Annotated in this window: 37 protein-coding genes; all 37 read right to left on the bottom strand. The window is 44.6% G+C overall.

Annotation, left to right across the window (positions count from 1 at the left end; translation table 11 throughout):
* Positions 1-170 precede the first annotated feature (170 nt).
* Positions 171-563, bottom strand: a complete 393-nt coding sequence (gene rpsI / locus AC1DPK_RS28260; RefSeq protein WP_054025303.1) for a 30S ribosomal protein S9 — start codon at positions 561-563, stop codon at positions 171-173.
* Positions 564-583: 20 nt separating this feature from the next.
* Positions 584-1021, bottom strand: a complete 438-nt coding sequence (gene rplM / locus AC1DPK_RS28255; RefSeq protein ID WP_054025304.1) for a 50S ribosomal protein L13 — start codon at positions 1019-1021, stop codon at positions 584-586.
* A gap of 182 nt (positions 1022-1203) precedes the next feature.
* Positions 1204-1956 carry a tRNA pseudouridine(38-40) synthase TruA gene (gene truA, locus AC1DPK_RS28250; protein ID WP_054025305.1) on the bottom strand — a complete coding sequence of 251 codons (753 nt, stop codon included), beginning with the start codon at positions 1954-1956 and terminating at the stop codon, positions 1204-1206.
* 351 nt (positions 1957-2307) lie between these two features.
* The gene (gene rplQ / locus AC1DPK_RS28245) at positions 2308-2673 is read right to left on the bottom strand and encodes a 50S ribosomal protein L17 (RefSeq protein WP_076271417.1); all 366 of its coding nucleotides are present in this window, start codon (positions 2671-2673) and stop codon (positions 2308-2310) included.
* Between the two features lie 44 nt (positions 2674-2717).
* Entirely contained in the window at positions 2718-3662 is a 945-nt protein-coding gene (locus AC1DPK_RS28240) for a DNA-directed RNA polymerase subunit alpha (protein WP_053373922.1), read from the bottom strand.
* A gap of 126 nt (positions 3663-3788) precedes the next feature.
* Positions 3789-4184, bottom strand: a complete 396-nt coding sequence (gene rpsK / locus AC1DPK_RS28235; protein ID WP_054025307.1) for a 30S ribosomal protein S11 — start codon at positions 4182-4184, stop codon at positions 3789-3791.
* Positions 4185-4203: 19 nt separating this feature from the next.
* Positions 4204-4572 carry a 30S ribosomal protein S13 gene (gene rpsM, locus AC1DPK_RS28230; protein WP_054025308.1) on the bottom strand — a complete coding sequence of 123 codons (369 nt, stop codon included), beginning with the start codon at positions 4570-4572 and terminating at the stop codon, positions 4204-4206.
* Between the two features lie 19 nt (positions 4573-4591).
* Positions 4592-4705, bottom strand: a complete 114-nt coding sequence (rpmJ, locus tag AC1DPK_RS28225; protein ID WP_003333770.1) for a 50S ribosomal protein L36 — start codon at positions 4703-4705, stop codon at positions 4592-4594.
* 44 nt (positions 4706-4749) lie between these two features.
* Positions 4750-4965 (bottom strand): translation initiation factor IF-1, encoded by a 216-nt coding sequence (gene infA / locus AC1DPK_RS28220; protein WP_053373919.1) that lies wholly within the window; start codon positions 4963-4965, stop codon positions 4750-4752.
* 3 nt (positions 4966-4968) lie between these two features.
* On the bottom strand, positions 4969-5250 hold the full coding sequence (locus AC1DPK_RS28215) for a KOW domain-containing RNA-binding protein (protein ID WP_144376900.1): 282 nt from the start codon (positions 5248-5250) through the stop codon (positions 4969-4971).
* Between the two features lie 7 nt (positions 5251-5257).
* Positions 5258-6016 (bottom strand): type I methionyl aminopeptidase, encoded by a 759-nt coding sequence (map, locus tag AC1DPK_RS28210; protein WP_339205286.1) that lies wholly within the window; start codon positions 6014-6016, stop codon positions 5258-5260.
* Positions 6016-6666 (bottom strand): adenylate kinase, encoded by a 651-nt coding sequence (locus AC1DPK_RS28205; protein ID WP_076271420.1) that lies wholly within the window; start codon positions 6664-6666, stop codon positions 6016-6018. Before AC1DPK_RS28205 ends, map begins: the two co-directional genes overlap by 1 nt.
* A gap of 91 nt (positions 6667-6757) precedes the next feature.
* Positions 6758-8059, bottom strand: a complete 1302-nt coding sequence (gene secY, locus AC1DPK_RS28200; RefSeq protein WP_076271421.1) for a preprotein translocase subunit SecY — start codon at positions 8057-8059, stop codon at positions 6758-6760.
* On the bottom strand, positions 8060-8500 hold the full coding sequence (gene rplO / locus AC1DPK_RS28195; RefSeq protein WP_053373914.1) for a 50S ribosomal protein L15: 441 nt from the start codon (positions 8498-8500) through the stop codon (positions 8060-8062).
* A gap of 39 nt (positions 8501-8539) precedes the next feature.
* Positions 8540-8725 (bottom strand): 50S ribosomal protein L30, encoded by a 186-nt coding sequence (gene rpmD / locus AC1DPK_RS28190; protein ID WP_076271422.1) that lies wholly within the window; start codon positions 8723-8725, stop codon positions 8540-8542.
* A 13-nt stretch (positions 8726-8738) separates the two neighbouring features.
* Positions 8739-9236: a 30S ribosomal protein S5 gene (gene rpsE, locus AC1DPK_RS28185; RefSeq protein WP_054025314.1), complete on the bottom strand. Its 498-nt coding sequence runs from the start codon at positions 9234-9236 to the stop codon at positions 8739-8741.
* 30 nt (positions 9237-9266) lie between these two features.
* Positions 9267-9635, bottom strand: coding sequence for a 50S ribosomal protein L18 (gene rplR, locus AC1DPK_RS28180; protein ID WP_054025315.1), 369 nt, complete (start codon positions 9633-9635; stop codon positions 9267-9269).
* 60 nt (positions 9636-9695) lie between these two features.
* Positions 9696-10238 (bottom strand): 50S ribosomal protein L6, encoded by a 543-nt coding sequence (rplF, locus tag AC1DPK_RS28175; RefSeq protein WP_076271423.1) that lies wholly within the window; start codon positions 10236-10238, stop codon positions 9696-9698.
* A gap of 31 nt (positions 10239-10269) precedes the next feature.
* A complete protein-coding gene (gene rpsH / locus AC1DPK_RS28170; protein WP_053373909.1) occupies positions 10270-10668 on the bottom strand; it encodes a 30S ribosomal protein S8 in 399 nt (132 codons plus the stop codon).
* Positions 10669-10698: 30 nt separating this feature from the next.
* Complete coding sequence (locus tag AC1DPK_RS28165; RefSeq protein ID WP_054025317.1) at positions 10699-10884, bottom strand: type Z 30S ribosomal protein S14; 186 nt, start codon at positions 10882-10884, stop codon at positions 10699-10701.
* Positions 10885-10910: 26 nt separating this feature from the next.
* The gene (gene rplE / locus AC1DPK_RS28160; protein ID WP_053373908.1) at positions 10911-11453 is read right to left on the bottom strand and encodes a 50S ribosomal protein L5; all 543 of its coding nucleotides are present in this window, start codon (positions 11451-11453) and stop codon (positions 10911-10913) included.
* A gap of 31 nt (positions 11454-11484) precedes the next feature.
* Positions 11485-11838, bottom strand: a complete 354-nt coding sequence (gene rplX, locus AC1DPK_RS28155) for a 50S ribosomal protein L24 (protein ID WP_076271424.1) — start codon at positions 11836-11838, stop codon at positions 11485-11487.
* A gap of 46 nt (positions 11839-11884) precedes the next feature.
* Complete coding sequence (rplN, locus tag AC1DPK_RS28150; protein ID WP_076271425.1) at positions 11885-12253, bottom strand: 50S ribosomal protein L14; 369 nt, start codon at positions 12251-12253, stop codon at positions 11885-11887.
* Positions 12254-12300: 47 nt separating this feature from the next.
* Positions 12301-12564: a 30S ribosomal protein S17 gene (gene rpsQ / locus AC1DPK_RS28145; RefSeq protein ID WP_076271426.1), complete on the bottom strand. Its 264-nt coding sequence runs from the start codon at positions 12562-12564 to the stop codon at positions 12301-12303.
* A gap of 50 nt (positions 12565-12614) precedes the next feature.
* Complete coding sequence (rpmC, locus tag AC1DPK_RS28140) at positions 12615-12815, bottom strand: 50S ribosomal protein L29 (protein ID WP_053373905.1); 201 nt, start codon at positions 12813-12815, stop codon at positions 12615-12617.
* Positions 12805-13239, bottom strand: a complete 435-nt coding sequence (rplP, locus tag AC1DPK_RS28135) for a 50S ribosomal protein L16 (protein ID WP_028609647.1) — start codon at positions 13237-13239, stop codon at positions 12805-12807. Before rplP ends, rpmC begins: the two co-directional genes overlap by 11 nt.
* 2 nt (positions 13240-13241) lie before the next feature.
* Entirely contained in the window at positions 13242-13904 is a 663-nt protein-coding gene (gene rpsC / locus AC1DPK_RS28130; protein ID WP_054025321.1) for a 30S ribosomal protein S3, read from the bottom strand.
* A 13-nt stretch (positions 13905-13917) separates the two neighbouring features.
* Entirely contained in the window at positions 13918-14253 is a 336-nt protein-coding gene (rplV, locus tag AC1DPK_RS28125) for a 50S ribosomal protein L22 (protein ID WP_076271427.1), read from the bottom strand.
* Between the two features lie 43 nt (positions 14254-14296).
* Positions 14297-14578: a 30S ribosomal protein S19 gene (rpsS, locus tag AC1DPK_RS28120; protein ID WP_053373902.1), complete on the bottom strand. Its 282-nt coding sequence runs from the start codon at positions 14576-14578 to the stop codon at positions 14297-14299.
* Between the two features lie 67 nt (positions 14579-14645).
* Positions 14646-15476, bottom strand: a complete 831-nt coding sequence (gene rplB, locus AC1DPK_RS28115) for a 50S ribosomal protein L2 (protein ID WP_076271428.1) — start codon at positions 15474-15476, stop codon at positions 14646-14648.
* A gap of 17 nt (positions 15477-15493) precedes the next feature.
* Positions 15494-15787, bottom strand: a complete 294-nt coding sequence (rplW, locus tag AC1DPK_RS28110; RefSeq protein WP_054025324.1) for a 50S ribosomal protein L23 — start codon at positions 15785-15787, stop codon at positions 15494-15496.
* Positions 15787-16410: a 50S ribosomal protein L4 gene (gene rplD, locus AC1DPK_RS28105; RefSeq protein WP_053373899.1), complete on the bottom strand. Its 624-nt coding sequence runs from the start codon at positions 16408-16410 to the stop codon at positions 15787-15789. The genes rplW and rplD overlap by 1 nt, the downstream gene beginning before the upstream one ends.
* Before the next feature lie 28 nt (positions 16411-16438).
* Positions 16439-17062, bottom strand: coding sequence for a 50S ribosomal protein L3 (gene rplC / locus AC1DPK_RS28100; RefSeq protein WP_076271429.1), 624 nt, complete (start codon positions 17060-17062; stop codon positions 16439-16441).
* A 41-nt stretch (positions 17063-17103) separates the two neighbouring features.
* Positions 17104-17412 (bottom strand): 30S ribosomal protein S10, encoded by a 309-nt coding sequence (rpsJ, locus tag AC1DPK_RS28095; RefSeq protein ID WP_017692074.1) that lies wholly within the window; start codon positions 17410-17412, stop codon positions 17104-17106.
* Positions 17413-17963: 551 nt separating this feature from the next.
* Entirely contained in the window at positions 17964-18758 is a 795-nt protein-coding gene (locus AC1DPK_RS28090; RefSeq protein WP_076271430.1) for an ABC transporter ATP-binding protein, read from the bottom strand.
* Positions 18758-19672, bottom strand: a complete 915-nt coding sequence (locus AC1DPK_RS28085) for an ABC transporter permease (protein ID WP_477512338.1) — start codon at positions 19670-19672, stop codon at positions 18758-18760. Before AC1DPK_RS28085 ends, AC1DPK_RS28090 begins: the two co-directional genes overlap by 1 nt.
* 98 nt (positions 19673-19770) lie before the next feature.
* On the bottom strand, positions 19771-20814 hold the full coding sequence (locus AC1DPK_RS28080; RefSeq protein WP_076271432.1) for an ABC transporter substrate-binding protein: 1044 nt from the start codon (positions 20812-20814) through the stop codon (positions 19771-19773).
* Positions 20815-21102: the final 288 nt, after the last annotated feature.

Below are 21102 nucleotides of genomic sequence, written 5' to 3'. Positions count from 1 at the left end.
AAATAAAGTTTGAAATTTTATTGGACGCACCAAAAAACACCTTATGCGTCTTCCGATCAGCAAAGGTGTTTTTAAGGGAATAGCAGTAAAAAAATCTAAATTGGATGTAGCTTTTCTTCTATAAACAAAAAAATGCCCTCTCTGGCAAGCAGAGAAGACATTTTGAAGTATTAACGTTTCGAGAATTGTGGAGCGCGACGAGCCGCTTTAAGACCGTATTTTTTACGCTCTTTCATACGCGGATCACGAGTTAGGAAGCCAGCACGTTTTAGAGCCGGACGGAATTCAGGGTCTGCTTTAAGCAAAGCACGTGAAATACCGTGACGGATAGCGCCTGCTTGACCGGACATACCGCCGCCGTTAGCAATTACTAGTACATCGTAGTTAGACAATGTGTCAGTAAGGTTAAGCGGTTGTTTTACGATCAGCTTCAATGTTTCTAGACCAAAATATTCATTAAGGTCGCGTTTGTTAATAATGATTCGTCCTTCACCCGGCACAAGACGTACACGTGCAACAGAGTGTTTACGACGACCGGTTCCATAGTATTGCACTTGAGCCATGAAACTTGTCCTCCTCTTTATTACCCGCGAAGTTCGTAAACTTCAGGGTTTTGTGCTTGATGCGGATGTTCAGCACCTGCGTATACTTTAAGTTTAAGCTTCATTTTGTTACCAAGACGGTTCTTAGGCAACATGCCGTGTACAGCCAGTTCGATTACGCGTTCTGGCTTGTTTTTAATCATCTCTTGAGCCGGAGTGGATTTCAATCCGCCGGAGTACATGGAGTGACTGTAGTAAATTTTATCTGACATTTTCTTACCTGTCAGATGGATTTTTTCAGCGTTGATAACAACAACGAAATCGCCTGTATCAACATGTGGCGTAAATGTCGGTTTGTGTTTGCCGCGGATCAGGGCAGCAACTTCACTCGCCAAGCGGCCTAGCGTTTTGCCTTCCGCATCGACGACGAACCATTTACGATCAACTTCAGTTGATTTAGCCATATAAGTGGTACGCATGGATGATCCTCCTTAATTTCATACATTAATCGTTTTTATAACAACGTAAACGTTGATTTGTTTGTTCATTGTTGATAGCCAAGTTTGTGACAATCTCAGTCGGGGCTGTGGGTTAGCCACTTCGAAAGCACAAGTTATATTCTACTATAAAGAATAAGTAAGTGCAAGTAATTTATAGTGATTTATCCCTGTATTTCGCTGGAATATTCAACATCCATCAACATCAATCCATGCGGCATTGCCGTAGGACCAGCAAGCGAACGATTTCGCCCCTCAAGGATGTTTTTGATCTCCGATGAAGCCATCTTCCCTTCGCCAACCCATAATAAAGTTCCCATAATGACTCGAACCATATTGTACAGAAAACCATTGCCTGTCACGTACATATGCACGATTGGGCCTTCCTGAACAAAATCTGCTTCATAGATCGTACGAATATGATGAGGCTTGGTTGAATGTATCGATGTGAAGGAAGTAAAGTCATGTTTACCTACTAGGTAGCTGAGACCTTCCCGCATCGCATCCACATCAAGCGGCGTCGGATGATGAAAGCGATATTGTCGGCCAAATACATCAGGAAACTTACCAGTATCAATCGTATAGCGATACGTTTTGCGCTTAGCGGATCTTCTTGCATGAAAATGTTCTGGCACATCGAATGCTTCAATAATGACGATATCCTTCGGCAACCGCGTATTAAGCGCAATCGCCCATCTCTCTGTCGGAATCGTAGATTCCGTATAGAAATTGAATATTTGTCCCCGCGCATGCACTCCCGCATCCGTGCGACCCGAGCCAATAATAATGGTCGTCTCGCCCGTCAGCTTCTTTATGGCCTTCTCTATTTCACCCTGAACCGTTCTGCCGTAAGGCTGCGTCTGAAAACCGTTGAAGCCTGCCCCGTCATAACTGACCTTTACGCATATATTCCTCAACCTATCCCCCCCTTTAACTATAGGGATACCTAAACGTCCAAAATTCCCTCTTGCTAAGAGAACCTAAGATGCTAAGCCTTATGGACACCTGTAGGTATCACACAAGCTCATCTATTGCCCCTGGCATGAATAACAAATCATTCTTTTCAAACAAAAAAAGGTGGCCGCAAGGGTCCACCCTTTTCATTAAAATATAAGAAGTATAGGGAGACCCTAATACTTACTTATATTTTATTGCGTTGGCAGCTCATCCCCCACGTTGGCAGGCACAAGCCGTTTACCGCTCGCGTATAAAGCTTGGACAAGGTTTAACGCTGTGGACAAGCTTATACATTTCATTTATTAGGTAACCTACGCGCGGTCAACCAATTCTAGGTAAACCATAGGCGCAGCATCGCCGCGACGGGGTCCTAGTTTTAGAATACGCGTGTAGCCGCCTGCACGCTCCGCATAGCGAGGTGCTAGATCGGAGAATAGCTTTTGAATAGCGTCTTGTGTACCATCGACAGTTTCGCGACGAACATAAGCAGCTACTTGACGACGAGCATGAAGATCACCTTGCTTAGCTTTAGTGATCAGCTTCTCAGCGATTGAACGAACTTCTTTCGCTTTAGCTTCAGTCGTTTGAATACGCTCATAAAGGAACAAGTCAGTAACGAGGTCACGGAACAAAGCTTTCCGTGCACTAGCGTCACGTCCTAATTTTTGATATGCCATCTTGTTTTCCCCTCCCTTGCTCTTAAGTCTTCACTAGTTGGTTACTACTCTTCCATGCGAAGGCCCAAACCAAGCTCTTCAAGCTTCTCTTGAACTTCCTCGAGGGATTTACGGCCTAGGTTACGGACCTTCATCATATCCTCTTCGGATTTCGTAATTAGCTCTTGAACCGTGTTGATTCCAGCGCGTTTCAAGCAGTTGTAAGAACGGACGGAAAGATCAAGTTCCTCGATCGTCATCTCTAGAACTTTCTCTTTCTTATCTTCTTCCTTCTCAACCATTATTTCAGCGTCTTTGGCTTCATCGGTCAATCCAACGAACAAGTCCAAATGCTCGGTCAAAATTTTAGCGCCGAGGCTCACAGCCTCTTCCGGTCTAATACTACCGTCAGTCCATACTTCAAGCGTTAGCTTGTCGTAGTTAGTTACTTGACCAACACGCGTATTTTCAACGCTATAATTTACACGAGTAATTGGCGTGTAAATCGAATCTACAGGAATTACACCAATCGGTTGTTCGTCTTTCTTGTTGCGATCCGCTTGCACGTAACCGCGTCCCCGATTAGCAAATACCCGCATATGGAGCCGCGCGCCGGAGGCCAAGGTTGCGATGTGAAGATCAGGGCTTAAAATCTCGACATCGCTGTCTGCTCGAATGTCGCCCGCTGTAATATTCCCTTCGCCATCCGCGTCGATTTCCAACACCTTTTCTTCATCGGAGTGGATTTTCAACGAGAGGCCCTTCAGGTTCAGAATGATTTCGGTAACATCCTCAATCACTCCGGGAACCGTAGAGAACTCGTGAAGCACTCCATCGATTTGAACCGAAGTTACTGCTGCACCCGGCAACGACGACAACAAAATTCGGCGAAGCGAATTCCCAAGCGTCGTGCCATATCCGCGTTCAAGCGGCTCGACGACGAAACGTCCGTAAGTTCCTTCATCATTCAGTTCTACGGTTTCGATTTTCGGCTTTTCGATCTCAATCACTAATAGTACCCTCCTTCAAACGTCGCTCCGTTAGCTTACGTTATTTTAAGTCAAACCTTGTAGTATGCCAAACCTTCACAACCATTATTCACAAGTTGTTGATATTTGATACCACATCAGATCCAACTATACGCGACGACGTTTCGGAGGACGGCATCCGTTATGAGGAACTGGTGTTACGTCTTTAATGAGGTTAACTTCCAATCCAGCAGCTTGAAGCGAACGAATCGCAGCTTCGCGGCCAGCGCCTGGTCCTTTTACCATCACTTCGACAGTTCTCATGCCATGCTCCATCGCAGCTTTAGCAGCTGTTTCAGCAGCCATTTGCGCTGCGAAAGGCGTGCTCTTACGTGAGCCTCTGAAGCCCATGTTGCCAGAGCTTGCCCATGAAATTGCATTGCCGTGAGGATCCGTGATCGTAACGATCGTATTGTTGAATGTCGAGCGAATGTGCGCAACGCCAGTCTCAATATTCTTCCGGTCGCGGCGTTTTGTACGAACGACTTTTTTTGGTTTAGCCATTGTCCATTATCCTCCCTTCTTATTTCTTCTTGTTAGCTACAGTCCGACGAGGACCTTTACGCGTACGTGCATTTGTCTTAGTACGTTGACCGCGAACAGGCAAGCCGCGACGGTGACGAAGTCCACGGTAGCATCCGATTTCAGTCAGACGTTTAATGTTAAGTGAAATTTCACGACGCAAGTCGCCTTCTACTTTAACAGATTTATCAATTGCTTCGCGAAGGCGAGCAAGTTCGTCTTCTGTCAAGTCACGAACACGAGTGTCGTAGCTAACTTCAGCTGTATTCAAAAGTTTTTGCGACGTTGTTTTGCCGATACCGAAAATGTATGTCAGGGCGATTTCGACGCGTTTGTCACGCGGCAAGTCTACACCAGCTATACGTGCCATAGGCTATATTCCCCTCCTTCTATCCTTGTTTTTGTTTGTGTTTCGGATTTTCACAAATCACCATAACGTTGCCTTTGCGACGAATGACTTTGCATTTTTCGCAGATCGGCTTTACCGAAGGTCTAACCTTCATTGTGATTACCTCCCGAATCTTTCGTAATAAGCCCCAAATTGAGCCTATTTACGATAGGTGATGCGCCCTTTTGATAAATCATAAGGCGATAACTGTATAACCACCTTGTCTCCTGTCAGGATGCGAATAAAGTGCATTCTGAGCTTACCGGAAACATGTGCGAGAATTTGATGACCGTTCTCCAGCTCCACCTTGAACGTGGCATTCGGCAACGGTTCAATAACCGTACCTTCGACCTCAATGATGTCTTCCTTAGCCAACCGTCATTCTCCTTTCGCATTTAAATACTTCTGAATTGCATAACGTAACTTTGCGTTGGTCACCCTGCCGGTCTCTTGCATACTGCTTGAAACCTCAGAACTAATTGCAGGCTGTAACTCGAGATGCAGAACGTTCTTTTTCTTCGGTCCATCGAATCGGCGCTTATGGCCATCGGCAATCATGACGAATCGCTCATCAACGATTGCTAGGATAACAGCATAGCTTTCCTCATCTTTACCGCGAAGTACTTTGACGAACTGACCAATCTGGGGACGAGCTTCCATCGTCATACTATGGTTGCTGCGGCAAAATGGTCAATATTTCAAAGCCGTCCTCTGTAACAGCTACTGTATGCTCGAAATGAGCACACCATGAGCCGTCTTCCGTTACAACCGTCCAATTGTCTTCGAGCGTCCGGACATATCGTTCACCGATATTAACCATTGGTTCGATTGCAAGCACCATTCCGGTCTTCAGACGAGGTCCGCGATCTGGTATGCCGTAGTTCGGTATTTGTGGTTCCTCATGGAGGTCCGCGCCGATTCCGTGCCCTACGTATTCCCGTACTACGGAGAATCCTGCATCTTCAATTACCTTTTGAATAGCATGCGAAATTGTATATAGCCTAATATCCGGTTTGACGAGCGCAAGCCCCGCATAAAGCGATGCTTCCGTCACATCGAGCAACTTCTGAACTTCAGGGGTTACAGCTCCTACCGCATAGGTCCAAGCTGAATCTCCGTGATAGCCTTCAAATTGCGCACCGATATCGATACTAATTATATCGCCTTCGTTCAACTTGCGTGACCCAGGGAAGCCGTGCACCAGCTCATCATTCACAGAAGCACAAATGCTGGAAGGGAAACCATTGTAACCTTTGAAGGAAGGAATCGCATTTTGACTCTTAATGTACGTTTCAGCGATTTGGTCAAGCTCACGAGTAGTGATGCCTGGTTTCACAGCCTGCGCCATCAATCGATGCGTTTCCGCAACAATGCGTCCTGCTTCCCTCATATAACGCAGCTCCGATTCGGATTTGCATATAATCATTACAATGAACCTCGCAAGCAGGAAACGATGTCTGATGTTACAACATCAATGTCCTTCTCGCCGTCGACTTCGCGAAGGAGACCTTTAGCACTGTAGTAATCGAGTAGAGGTGCGGTTTTGGATGTATACTCATCCAAACGAGTTCCGACCTTTTCCTCTGTATCATCAGAACGCTGATACAATTCTCCGCCGTCTTTGTCGCAGATACCTTCGACCTTAGGTGGATTAAAGATTACATGATAAGTCGTACCAGTCGTTTTCGATATGCGTCTGCCCGTCAAACGAGCAAGCAGCAAGCTGCGATCAACTTTTAAATTTACAACATGGTCAATACTGCGTCCGAGCTCCGCAAGCATAACATCAAGTGCTTCTGCTTGCTGCAGTGTGCGAGGAAACCCGTCGAGCAAGAATCCATTTTTGCAATCGGCTTGTTCAAGTCTTTCCTTTACAATGCCGTTCGTGATCTCATCGGGAACGAGCAAGCCTTGATCGACATACTCTTTCGCTTTGATTCCAAGTGCGGTTCCTTGTTTCATAGCGAGGCGGAATGCATCACCAGTGGAAATGTGGGGAATACCGAACTCTTCTACGATCCGTTCAGCTTGTGTACCTTTACCGGCACCCGGAGGGCCCATGAATAAAATGTTCATTGCTGAGTTCCTCGCTTTAAGCACAATAGGCTCGGGCGGGCTGCCGCAGAGCGCCTGTTGACGAACGCGGAAGCCCGGTCAGAACCTATTGTTATTTATTGATAAACCCTTTGTAATGGCGTTTGATCAACTGGCTCTCGATTTGCTTCATCGTATCAAGTGCAACACCGATAACGATTAGTAATGAAGTACCACCTAGCTGCACTGACTTAGGTAATCCAGCAAGTGTCCCGAAGAATACCGGAATGATTGAGATAACCGCCAAGAAAATTGCACCTGTCAACGTAATACGCGACATAACGCGTGTTAGGTAAGACGAAGTTGGCTTTCCTGGACGAATGCCTGGAATATATCCGCCATTTTTCTTCATTTGATCGGCCATTTGAACCGGATTAATCTGAACGAAAGTGTAGAAGAAGGTAAACCCGATGATTAACAATACGTACAATACCATACCAAGCGGCTGGTCATAGCTCATATTCTTAATAATCCAGTCTGCCCAACCCTGAGTGGACCAAAACTGAGCAATCGTAACCGGGAACATGATGAGTGAAACCGCGAAAATGACCGGAATAACGCCTGCGCCGTTCACTTTCATCGGAATGTGCGTCGATTGTCCGCCGTACATTTTCCGTCCAACAACACGTTTTGCGTATTGAACAGGAATTTTACGAATACCTTGCTGTACGAATATAACACCGACGATGATTGCGATAATCGCAATCAGAATCAGTACCATTTTGATAATGTTCAGGAACAGTTGGTCTTGAGCACCTACGAACTGATCTTCGACGATCGTACGAATGTGTCCAGGAATACCAGCTGCGATTGCTGCAAAGATAAGAATGGAAATACCATTTCCGATTCCTTTTTCCGTAATTTGCTCACCCAGCCACATCAAGAAAGCAGTACCTGCTGTCAAGATAATAGCGATAAGCAAGTAATCAACGAATGTTGCGCCAACGATCATTTCATAACCGTATTGACGGTTAAAGCCGATCGCTGTTGCGAAACCTTGGATCATACCAAGAACAATCGTACCATAACGAGTGATTTGTGCGAGCTTACGTTTACCGTTCTCGCCTTCCTTTGCCCACTCAGCAAATTTCGGGATAACATCCATAGACAACAACTGTACGATAATCGACGCTGTAATATATGGGGTAATTCCGATTGCAAAGATAGAGAATTGGAACAAAGCACCGCCGGAAAACGTGTTAAGCAAGCCGAACAGTTCCGAACCGGCTGTATTAACTTGCTTAAACACATCTTTGTTTACATCAGGTACCGGAATAAAAGCACCGATGCGGTATATTAATAGGATGAAAAGGGTGAAGAGGATCCTTGTACGAAGATCCGCCACTTTCCAAATATTGGACACGGTCTTGAACAATTAGATCACCTCGGTTTTACCGCCGGCAGCCTGGATTTTCTCTACCGCAGATTGAGAGAACTTGTTTGCTTTAACAGTAAGTGTAACGCTAACTTCACCATTACCCAAAATTTTGATTCCTGCGAGCGGGTTCTTAACGATCCCAGTCTCGATGAGAACTTCTGGAGTGACTTCAGTACCTGCTGCAAAAGCATTTAGCTCTTCAATGTTGACAATTGCGTACTCTTTGCGGAACGGGTTGTTAAATCCGCGTTTCGGCACTCGACGATACAAAGGATTTTGTCCGCCCTCGAAACCAGGACGAACGCCGCCGCCGGAACGAGCGTTTTGACCTTTGTGACCTTTACCGGCGGTTTTACCGTTACCGGAACCGATACCGCGACCTTTGCGCTTTGGCGCTTGGGTTGAGCCCGGTGCTGGTGCTAGCTCATGCAATTTCATCGTTCGTGCACCTCCTTATTTAATTCTTAGAACAGCTATCTATTCTTGTACTTCTTCAACTTTTACCAAGTGACTAACAGTGTTAACCATGCCGCGGACAGCTGGGCTATCGTTCAAAACAACTGCTTGACGAATCTTCTTAAGACCGAAAGACTCAACCGTTGCACGTTGTTTCTCGTTGCGACCGATTAAACTGCGAACGAGGGTGATTTGCAATTTTGCCATCTTATTTCCCTCCTTAGCGTAACAGCTCTTCGACTGTTTTTCCACGAAGCTTAGCAACTTCTTCCACGCGTTTAAGACGGGAAAGACCTTCAAGCGTTGCATTAACCATATTCATGGAGTTCGAAGAACCTAGCGATTTCGTCAAGATGTCGCCGACACCAGCAAGTTCAAGAACTGCACGAACTGGGCCGCCAGCGATAACGCCAGTACCTTCTGAAGCTGGCTTCAAAAGAACTTCACCTGCACCGAAATGTCCGAGTACAAGATGGGGAATAGTCGTGCCAACGATTGGTACGTGGATCAGGTTTTTCTTAGCATCTTCAATACCTTTGCGGATTGCATCAGGTACTTCGCCTGCTTTACCGATCCCTGCGCCAACGTAGCCTTTACCGTCGCCGACTACTACTAGTGCACTAAAGCTGAAACGGCGTCCGCCTTTTACAACTTTAGATACGCGATTGATATTAACAACTTTTTCAGTCAGTTCTAACGTATTTGGATCTACACGCAAGTCGTTTAACCTCCTTATAAATAAAGTCGATTAGAATTCTAGGCCAGCTTCACGAGCTGCTGTAGCAAGTGCCTGAATTCTGCCGTGATACAAGTAACCGCCGCGATCAAATACTACTTGGGTTACACCCTTAGCTTGAGCGCGTTTCGCAATCAATTCTCCGACTTTGCTAGCTGCATCGATGTTACCACCGTTGCCAATTGCTTCAGTCAATTCTTTATCCTGTGTGGATGCAGAAACGATTGTTACTCCTGAAACATCGTCGATTAATTGAGCATACATATGCTTGGAGGAACGGAATACAGATAGACGCGGACGTGCAGCTGTACCGTTAATTTTTTTACGAACACGAAGGTGTCTTTTCAGACGAGCCTTGTTTTTGTCGCCTTTCGTAATCATACAAAGTTCACTCCTTTCTTTCAGCCTTAAGACGCTATCTTAAGCAAACGAACCGTTTGCTTATTTTTTCTTACCAGCTTTACCTTCTTTACGGATGATGCGTTCGCCTTCATACTTGATACCTTTACCTTTATACGGTTCTGGTTCACGTACGGAACGAATTTTCGCTGCAGTTGCGCCAACTAGTTCTTTATCGATACCACGAACAGTAATCTTAGTGTTCGCAGGAACGTCGAACTCGATGCCGCTATCTGGAGTGATCTCAACTGGGTGAGAGTAACCAACGTTAAGTGTGATTTTGTCTCCAGTTTTGCTTGCACGGTAACCTACGCCAACTAGCTCCAAGTTTTTGGAGAAGCCTTCAGTAACGCCGCTCACCATGTTAGCGATGATGCTGCGAGTTGTTCCGTGCAACGAGCGATGCAATTTATTATCGGAAGGACGTTCTACTAGGATTTCAGTTTCAGTTACATTCACAACCATATCTTTGTGAATTTCACGGGAAAGTGAGCCTTTCGGTCCTTTTACAGTAATAACTGTGTTGTCCAAGCTGATTGTTACGCCGTTAGGCACTTGGATTGGTTTGCGACCAATACGGGACATTGTTACACCTCCTATCTTTGTGACTTGTTACTTACCAAACGTAGCAAACTACTTCGCCGCCAGATTTAACTTGGCGAGCTTCTTTATCAGTCATAATCCCTTTGGAAGTGGAAATAATTGCAATTCCAAGTCCACCGAGTACACGAGGGATTTCAGTTGATTGTGTATAAACGCGAAGGCCTGGTTTTGAAATACGTTTCAAGCCAGTAATAACGCGTTCTTGGTTAGGGCCGTATTTCAAGAAAATACGGATAATCCCTTGTTTGTTGTCTTCGATATATTCAGCGTCGCGGATAAAACCCTCGCGCTTCAAAATCTCAGCGATTTGCTTCTTCATTTTCGAAGCGGGCATTTCCACGGTCTCGTGACGAACGACATTCGCGTTACGAATACGCGTCAACATATCTGCAACCGGATCAGACATAACCATTGTGTTAACCTCCTTCCCAAACTAGGCTGATTACCAGCTTGCTTTTTTAACGCCAGGAATCTGGCCCTTATGTGCTAACTCACGGAAACAAATCCGGCAAACTTTAAACTTTTGCAAAACAGAATGCGGACGGCCGCAACGCTCACAGCGCGTATACGCGCGCACTTTAAATTTCGGTGTGCGTTGTTGCTTCACTTTCATCGAAGTTTTTGCCACTGGGTATTACACCTCCTAAAAGTGGATTACTTCGTAAACGGCATGCCCATTTGGGTCAGCAGTTCACGAGATTCTTCGTCCGTTTTTGCCGTCGTGACGATGACGATGTCCATACCGCGCACTTTATCGACTTTGTCGTACTCGATCTCTGGGAATATCAATTGCTCTTTCAAACCAAGCGTATAGTTACCGCGGCCATCAAAAGCTTTGTTTGATACACCGCGGAAGTCACGTACACGCGGAAGAGAAATGTTGAACAGTTTATCAAGGAAATGGTACATACGCTCACCGCGCAAAGTAACTTTAACCCCGATTGGCATGTTCTCACGAAGCTTAAAGCCTGCAATAGACTTCTTCGCACGAGTAACGACTGGTTTTTGACCGGAAATGATACGTAGTTCTTCAACAGCTACATCAAGGATTTTCGAATTGGAAACCGCTTCGCCTACCCCCATGTTGATAACTACCTTCTCAATTTTCGGCACTTGCATAACAGACGTATAGTTGAACTTCTGCATAAGAGCAGGAGTTATTTCGTTTAAGAAACGACCTTTCAATCTTGCTGCCATTGATCATGGACCTCCTTTCCTACCGTAACGATTAGTCGATTACTTCTCCGGAACGTTTCGCGATCCGAACTTTCTTGCCGTTGTCGAGCACTTTGTATCCGATACGTGTTACTTTACCGCTCTTCGGATCGATATGCATAACGTTTGATACGTGAATTGGTGCTTCTTGTTCGATAATACCGCCCTGTGGGTTAGCTTGTGATGGACGAGTATGTTTCTTAACAGTATTTACACCTTCTACAAGAACGCGATTTTCACGCGGGTATGCAGCGATAACGCGGCCCTTCTTACCTTTATCTTTACCGGTAATTACGATAACCGTATCGTCTTTTTTCACGTGCAATTTGTTGTTATGGGATTCGAGTACTTTTTTCAGCCTTGGCATGAGTTACACCTCCTGCACGCTTGTGCTTTCAAGCTTATATAGGTTGTTAGATTACTTCTGGAGCAAGCGATACGATTTTCATGAAATCTCTATCGCGAAGTTCACGGGCAACTGGTCCAAAGATACGTGTGCCACGTGGGCTTTTGTCTTCTTTAACGATAACAGCTGCGTTTTCGTCAAATGCGATGTACGAACCGTCTTTACGACGAACCGAACGTTTTGTACGAACGATAACCGCTTTAACAACGTCACCCTTTTTGACAACGCCGCCTGGTGTTGCTTGTTTTACTGAGCAAACGATCAAATCGCCGATGTGTCCAACGCGACGTCCCGTTCCACCAAGTACACGGATACACATCAATTGTTTTGCGCCAGAGTTGTCAGCAACCGCTAAGCGCGAAAATGGTTGAATCATTTCAACGTCCTCCTTTCGGAAAAATGCTCAGATACTGCATACGCTCATTAGATAATAACAGCAACTTCAACAACTTCCACAAGTCTGAAGCGCTTATCTTTCGATAGCGGACGAGTCTCCATGATTTTCACGATGTCGCCAATCTTCGCTTGGTTATTTTCATCGTGCGCTTTAAATTTTTTCGTAACTTTAATGCGTTTATGGTACAATTCGTGTTTTTTATATGTTTCAATAGCAACTACGATTGTTTTATCCATCTTGTCGCTTACCACTTTGCCAATTAACACTTTGCGGGCATTGCGTTCGCTCATGTTCTTCCTCCTTCCTTCAGCCATGATTATGCATTCATGTAAGGGATTTACTAGCTGCTAATTCCGAGTTCTCTTTCACGCAAAATCGTTTTAGCACGAGCGATTCCTTTACGCACATCACGGATCCGAGTCGGGTTATCCAATTGGCCAGTAGCCAGTTGGAAACGAAGATTGAAAAGCTCTTCTTTAAAACCAGCGACCTGTTGTTCAAGCTCAGCAGAGGTTAGGTTTCTAAATTCACTAGCTTTCATTTGCTTCACCACCCACTTCTTCACGCTTCACGAATTTAGTCTTGATTGGCAATTTATGAGCCGCAAGACGCATCGCTTCACGAGCGGTTTCTTCGGATACACCAGCAAGTTCAAACAGGATTTTACCTGGTTTAACTACGGCTACCCATTTCTCAACGTTACCTTTACCACTACCCATACGCACTTCAAGAGGCTTTTGAGTAATAGGTTTTGCAGGGAAAATCTTGATCCAAACTTTACCGCCACGTTTGATGTAGCGAGTCATAGCGATACGAGCCGCTTCAATCTGACGGTTTGTGATCCATGATGGTTCTAGAGCTTGTAGACCGAATTCACCGAATGCTACTGTAGTGCCGCCTTTAGCGCGACCCTTCATATGACCGCGTTGTTGTTTGCGGTGTTTGACACGTTTAGGTACCAACATGATTAGTTGCCTCCTTCCTGGGGAGCTTTCTTCTTAATCGGAAGGACTTCGCCGCGATAGATCCATACTTTAACGCCGATACGGCCGTATGTTGTAGCCGCTTCAGCCGTGCCATAATCGATATCTGCACGTAGTGTATGAAGTGGTACTGTTCCTTCGCTGTAGCCTTCCGAACGTGCGATTTCCGCGCCACCGAGACGACCGCTAACTGCGGTTTTGATCCCTTTAGCACCTGAACGCATGGAGCGTTGAATTGCTTGCTTCAATGCGCGACGGAAAGATACACGACGCTCAAGTTGTTGTGCAATGCTTTCAGCTACAAGAATAGCGTCAAGATCTGCATGTTTGATTTCAGAAATGTTGATGTGAACTTTTTTGCCTTTAGAAATTTTACCAAGCTCAGTACGTAGGTTTTCTACCTCTGAACCGCCTTTACCAATAACCATACCTGGTTTTGCGGTTTGAATCGTAACGTTCACGCGGTTAGCTGCACGTTCGATCTCGATGTGAGAAACTGCTGCGTCTTTCAGCTTGTTTTTCAAATATTCACGGATTTTAACGTCTTCCATAAGAAGATCGCCGAAATCTTTGCCAGCGAACCATTTGGACTCCCAATCACGGATAACACCGACCCGGAAGCCTATTGGATTTACCTTTTGACCCACACGTATTCCCTCCTTATTTTTCAGATACCACCAAGGTAATGTGGCTGGTTCTTTTATTGATCCGGCTTGCGCGACCCATCGCACGTGGACGGAAACGTTTCATCGTTGGCCCTTGGTTAACAAAGGCTTGCGAGATAACCAATTTGTTCACGTCAAGCTGGTAGTTATGCTCAGCGTTAGCAATCGCAGAGTTCAACAGCTTCTCCAAAATTGGGGATGCAGACTTAGGCGTGTGACGCAAAATCGCGATTGCTTCGCCAACTTGTTTACCGCGAATCAAATCCGCAACAAGCTGTGCTTTACGAGGTGCAATACGAATATATTTAGCGTGCGCTTTAGCTTCTGGCATGTAGGAACCTCCTCTCGTTCAGTTAGAGATGTTTAAGGGCAAATTAACGTCTGCCCGTTTTTTTGTCTTCACCGGCATGGCCTTTATACGTACGAGTTGGTGCAAATTCACCAAGCTTGTGTCCAACCATATCTTCCGTTACATATACAGGCACGTGCTTGCGTCCGTCATATACCGCAAACGTGTGACCTATGAATTGTGGGAAAATGGTCGAGCGGCGGGACCAGGTTTTGATAACGACCTTTTTCTCAGCTTCGTTCAATACCTCGACTTTTTTAAGCAGGTATCCGTCAATAAACGGACCTTTCTTTAAACTGCGACCCATTTGTGTTCCTCCCTTCAAATAAGCGGTAGCGATACTTTCGTATCACGCGGTTTTTATCAAGCAGCTATTATTTCGTGCGACGACGAATAATGTATTGGCTTGATGCTTTTTTCTTCTTACGTGTTTTGTAACCAAGAGTTGGTTTACCCCATGGTGACAACGGAGATTTACGTCCGATTGGAGCACGGCCTTCACCACCACCGTGTGGGTGATCGTTAGGGTTCATGACAACACCACGTACAGTTGGACGATTGCCTAACCAACGGTTACGGCCGGCTTTACCGATTTTCACGAGTTCGTGATCTTCGTTACCAACAGAACCAATTGTTGCACGGCAAGTGTTCAAGATACGACGAACTTCACCTGAAGACAAACGAACGGATACATAGTTTTCTTCTTTACCAAGAAGTTGAGCACTAGTACCAGCTGCACGAACAAGTTGTCCGCCTTTGCCTGGTTTTAATTCGATGTTGTGGATAACTGTACCGACAGGGATATTAACAAGCGGCATTGCATTGCCGGGTTTAATATCAGAGCCTACTCCAGATACCACTTGATCTCCAACTTTCAAACCTTTAGGAGCGATGATATATGCTTTTGCACCATCAACATAATGGATCAAAGCGATGTTGGAAGAACGGTTTGGATCATACTCGATCGTAGCTACGTTACCAACGATACCGTCTTTAGTACGTTTGAAGTCGATGATACGGTATTTACGTTTGTGTCCGCCGCCATGGTGACGAACCGTAATTTTACCTTGGTTGTTGCGTCCAGCTTTTTTGAAAAGTGGAGCAAGCAACGATTTCTCCGGTGTACTTGTCGTGATCTCTTCGAAAGTCGAGACCGACATGTTACGACGTGCAGGAGAGGTCGGTTTGTACTTTTTAATAGGCACTTTGATTTCCTCCTTTTCTAAACAGACGTTTCAAAGAATTCAAGTTCTTTGCTATCAGCGCTCAATTGAACGATGGCTTTTTTCCAATCCGGTCTGTATCCGCTATGTTTACCATAACGTTTCGGTTTACCCGCAACACGCATTGTGTTAACGCCGGTTACTTTTACTTTAAAGATTGATTCAATCGCAAGTTTGATTTCAGTTTTGTTTGAACGAAGATCAACTTCGAAAACATACTTTTTATCAACCATGTAATCGCTCGTACGTTCCGTGATAACCGGGCGCTTGATAATATCGCGTGGATTTTTCATTACGCAAGCACCTCCTGTACTTTCTCTACTGCTTCTTTAGTGATGATAAGGTTGTCATGCACCAAAACATCCAGAACATTGATGCCGTCAGCTGCAACGAACTTCACACCTGGGATGTTACGAGCAGACAATGCTACGTTATCTTCATAATTAGCCGTTACTACAAGAGCTTTGCGGCCAACTTTAAGGTTGCTTAGAATTGCTGCGAATTCTTTCGTCTTAGGAGCTGCAAATGTCAGTTGATCCAAAACGATAATCTCGTTTGCAATCACTTTCGAAGACAATGCTGATTTAATCGCTAGACGACGAACTTTCTTAGGAAGTTTGAAGCCATAAGAGCGTGGAGTAGGTCCGAAAACCACACCGCCGCCAACCCATTGCGGGGAGCGAATACTACCTTGACGAGCACGGCCAGTACCTTTTTGTTTCCAAGGTTTACGACCGCCACCACGTACTTCGGAGCGTCCTTTAGTTTTGTGATTGCCGAAGCGTTCAGATGCTTGTTGATTAACAACAGCACTGTGCAAAACGTGAACATTTGGTTGAATTCCGAAAACCGTTTCAGCCAGTTCAAGTTCGCCCACTTGCGCGCCACTCACGTTATATACTGTTACTTTTGGCATTTCCTGTTCCTCCTTTCTTTAAGATCAATTATTTCTTAACAGTTTGCTTAACTTTTACGAATCCGTTTTTCGGGCCCGGAATCGAACCTTTTATTAGAAGAACGTTACGTTCTACATCTACACGGATAACTTCAAGTTTTTGAATCGTAATTGTTTCGTGACCCATATGTCCTGGAAGGCGTTTGCCTTTCGGTACACGGTTCGCTTGGATAGAACCCATCGAACCTGGTCCACGGTGGTAACGGGAACCGTGAGACATAGGACCCGTGCTTTGTCCCCAACGTTTGATAACGCCGGCAAAGCCTTTACCTTTTGAAATACCTGTTACGTCAACGAATTCGCCTTCTGTGAATAGGTCAGCTTTAACTTCTTGGCCAACTTCATAATCACCTAGATTAATTCCGCGAATTTCACGAACGTAGCGCTTAGGTGTTGTGTTAGCTTTTTTAGCGTGACCAGCTTCTGGCTTGTTCGATCTGCTCTCCTTCTTATCGGAGAAACCGAATTGAACTGCTTCGTAGCCATCGTTTTCTTGGTCTTTCTTTTGAAGTACTACGCAAGGTCCAGCTTCGATAACCGTTACAGGAACGACATTACCTTCAGCAGTAAACACTTGAGTCATACCAAGTTTTTTTCCTAAGATACCTTTCATGTTGACACCTCATTTCCTTTCTATAATCGCATATGCTGATATTACAGTTTGATTTCGATATCTACACCGGATGGTAAATCCAGGCGCATCAACGCATCAACCGTTTGCGGCGTTGGGTTTACAATGTCGATCAAACGCTTATGAGTGCGTTGTTCGAATTGCTCCCTAGAATCCTTGTACTTGTGTACCGCACGGAGAATGGTGATGATTTGCTTTTCCGTTGGCAACGGAATCGGCCCGGATACGCCTGCACCGGAACGTTTTGCAGTTTCAACGATTTTCTCTGCGGATTGATCAAGAATCCTGTGATCGTATGCTTTCAAGCGGATACGAATCTTTTGCTTTGCCATATAAGTCCCTCCTTCTTTCGCCCAATTTATTATCGGACATACTCCGTGAGAAAACCCTGCACATGCCCCATGGCAAAGGGGCCGGGTGTGTCGGCAACCTCTCACATCATCGCAACGTCAGACCAACAGTCAATATTATACCGAATCTAATAGGCAAATGCAACATAAAGTTTCTTCTTTCTTTTTACCGTCGTACAACTGCAGAAAGATTAACAATAATGTCTTGTAAGCCATCTCTACATTCGCCCATTATGTCCCTTATTACAAGTATTTAGAACACTATCATTATAATAACGGACTTAATGGGCGCTATATGATTATATACATCATCCGGATGAAAATACACCACCAAATAACGCCAACCTTCACATTTACATAAAAAACACGCAGCGACCACATGTCGCTGCGTGTTTTCCTTCTATAATAACAGGGTTGAAGTGAAGTATCCGCAGGCTCTGATTCTACTTGTTTAGAAGGTGCAGGCAGCTATGACTTTTCTAACAGAGCTGCACACTCTCCATCCAACACTTCATATTCAGAGTTATAACGTCCTAACCAAGTACGATACGATCATCCGCAAGTTTCTTTCCGCTTATCAACTCAAACTCACCTAGCAGTTGTTGTACGGTAAGATCCTTTTTGCGTTCTTCTGGTACATCAAGTATAATCCGGCCTTTGTCCATCATAATAAGTCGATTGCCTAGACGTATGGCCTGCTCCATATTATGAGTAACCATAAGCGTAGTCAAATTCATCTCGCGAACTAGGTTTTCCGTTAAAGTCGTAATGAGCTCCGCTCTTGAAGGATCAAGCGCTGCCGTATGTTCATCAAGCAATAAGATTTGTGGTCTTGTAAAGGTAGCCATCAATAGGCTTAACGCTTGGCGTTCTCCACCTGACAATAAACCCACCTTTGCCCCAAGTCGATTTTCGAGACCTATACCGAGGCGCTGCAGCTCTTTCTTAAAAATGGCACGTTTTGCGCGTGTTACGCCAAAGGAAAAACCACGTGACTTTCCACGAGCATAAGCTATCGCCAAATTTTCTTCAATGGACATACGTGGCGCTGTTCCTGCCATCGGATCCTGAAATACTCGGCCAATCCAGCGGCTGCGCTCATATTCCGATAGATGACTTATATTGTTGCCGTCAATTCGGACTTCGCCCGCGTCCGGCTTCATCACGCCGGATATAATGTTCATTAATGTAGATTTGCCTGCTCCGTTACTACCGATAACCGTAATAAAATCGCCTGGCTTCATAATAAGATTGGCACCTACGAGCGCTGTCTTCTCATCAACGGTACCAGGATTAAACAGCTTGGACACTTTAGCGATCTCCAACATTAGCGTCCACCTCCAGGCTGAATATTATCCAAGGATGCCAGCATTTCTGCCGTTCGTCTTTTGGCTATATTCTTTTGCTTCAATGTTCTTCTTATCGTAGGTATGATCAATGCAAAAATGATGATTACTGCTGTAATAAGCTTCATATCAGAAGCATCCAACCATTCAACACGTAGTGCAAATGCATAAATAATTCGATAAATAATCGAACCAAGTATTACAGCCAAAGTTGCTCTAAAGATTGTGCGGGATCCGAATATCGCTTCACCAATAATAACGGATGCAAGTCCAATAACGATCATACCAATACCCATGCTATTATCCGCATATTTATTGTAATGTGCGACTAATGCACCTGAGGTCGCAACTAGTGAATTCGACAAAGCCACGCCAAAAATCGTCGTAACATCTGTATTTGCGCCAAAGCTGCGAATCATTCGAGAGTTATCCCCAGTTGCGCGAAGACTCAATCCGAGATCCGTACGGAAAAATAGATCGAGAACCAACTTAACCACAACGACAAAAATGATCATAACAACTAATGTGGATACATTACTAAATAGATTTTCCTGTCCCCTTAAGGATACGTTTGGTTTTCCCAAAATTCTTAAATTGATTGAATACAGTGCTATCATCATAATAATGCCTGACAATAATCCGTTTATTTTACCCTTTGTATGGAGTAAGCCTGTACATGTACCCGCTATAGCCCCACCTGCAAAAGCACATAATACCGCAATCCATGGAGCTGTTCCATTAACCGTCATAACCGTACCGATAGCTGCACCTGTAGTAAAGCTGCCATCTACCGTCAAATCCGGAAAATCAAGAATTCGAAACGTAATATATACTCCAAGTGCCATAAGCGCATACAATAATCCACTCTCTATAGCTCCCTGCATTGATACGAGCATATGACATACCTCCTTTTTCATAACAAGGGGGTGAACGAGTAGCCCGGTCACCCCTTTTGAACTTATGAGCCTGTTATTTTTAGCAAATGAATTTTAATTTACTCGATAATGTTGTTTGCTTGATCTTTAACGAATGCTTTCATCTCGTCAGTAACTGTAATGCCTTGCTCAGCTGCTGCTTTCAAGTTGAAAATGAAGTCAAGTTTCTGTGGCACTGTAACATCCATGTCTGCTGGTTTTTTACCATTTTTCAAAATCTCAACTGCCATTTGACCAACTTCATAACCATGGTCATAATATTTGAAGCCTACTGCCGCGAAAGCACCTTTTTCTACCGTATCACGGTCAGCAGAGAAGAAAGGAATATCATTTTTATTAGCCACTTCAATAATAGCGTCAACGCCGCTTACAACCATATTATCCAAAGTGATGTAGATAGCTTCTACACGACCAACTAGAGATTCTGCCGCTTGTTTAACATCTGAAGAGTTCGCTACTGAAGCTTTAACGAGCTTAATGCCATGTTCAGCAAGTGCCTTTTCAGCAATGTCGCCCATTACAACCGCATTTGGTTCTCCTTCATTAATAACAAGGCCCACATTTTTTACATTAGGAAATTGAGCTGCGATAAAATCCATCGTTTGTTTAATGGCATCTGGATTCGTATCAGAAGCACCAGTAACATTTCCTCCTGGAGCTTTCAATTGTGTAACGATTCCTGCATCAATCGGATCTGTGACTGCAGCGAATAATACAGGGATGTCCTTGACTTCATCAGCCAAGCTTTGTGCAGTCGGAGTTGCAATTCCTAATGCAAGGTCACTTTTACTTGATTTAATCTTTTGTGCAATTGTAGCAATATTCGCTTGCTCACCTTGCGCATTATTGAAGTCGATTTTAAGGTTTTTGCCTTCTTCAAATCCACCGTCTTTTAGTGCTGCAATAAAGCCTTCGCGCGTTGCATCCAATGATGGGTGCTCAACAATTTGTGAGATCGCGATCGTATACTGTTTCTCACTGTTGCCTGAACCCGATTTATTTCCTTCGTTCTCTGTGCCTGCTTTACCTGAGTTTGCACCACATGCTGCTGTTACTACCATAACTGAAGCTAATACCAAGCTAAGTAAAAATTTTCTGTTCATTCTTCAAACCCCTCTCATCATATAAATTCTCTTGTAATGAAGCCGTTTGCAAAAAAACATGTACAGCAAAGCATTATCGCTTTCTATCATTAAAGCCTATGTCTGTGCGTAATGACTTCAATTAATGAGTGAAGGACAAGCTCTACCTACTATTCCTTAATATTAAATGGGCTTAAGGCATGCAGTCAATGAATAGTTATTTGTAAAATTAAGTAAGAAGCCCTATTGACCGTTTTACACAGAAAAATAAAAAGCCCTCACCGAAGTGAGGGCTTTTGTCATTCATAA

The organism is Paenibacillus sp. 01T424, from assembly GCF_056398745.1.
Note: the sequence above shows the minus strand (reverse complement) of the source record. Positions and strands in the feature narration are given on the sequence as shown.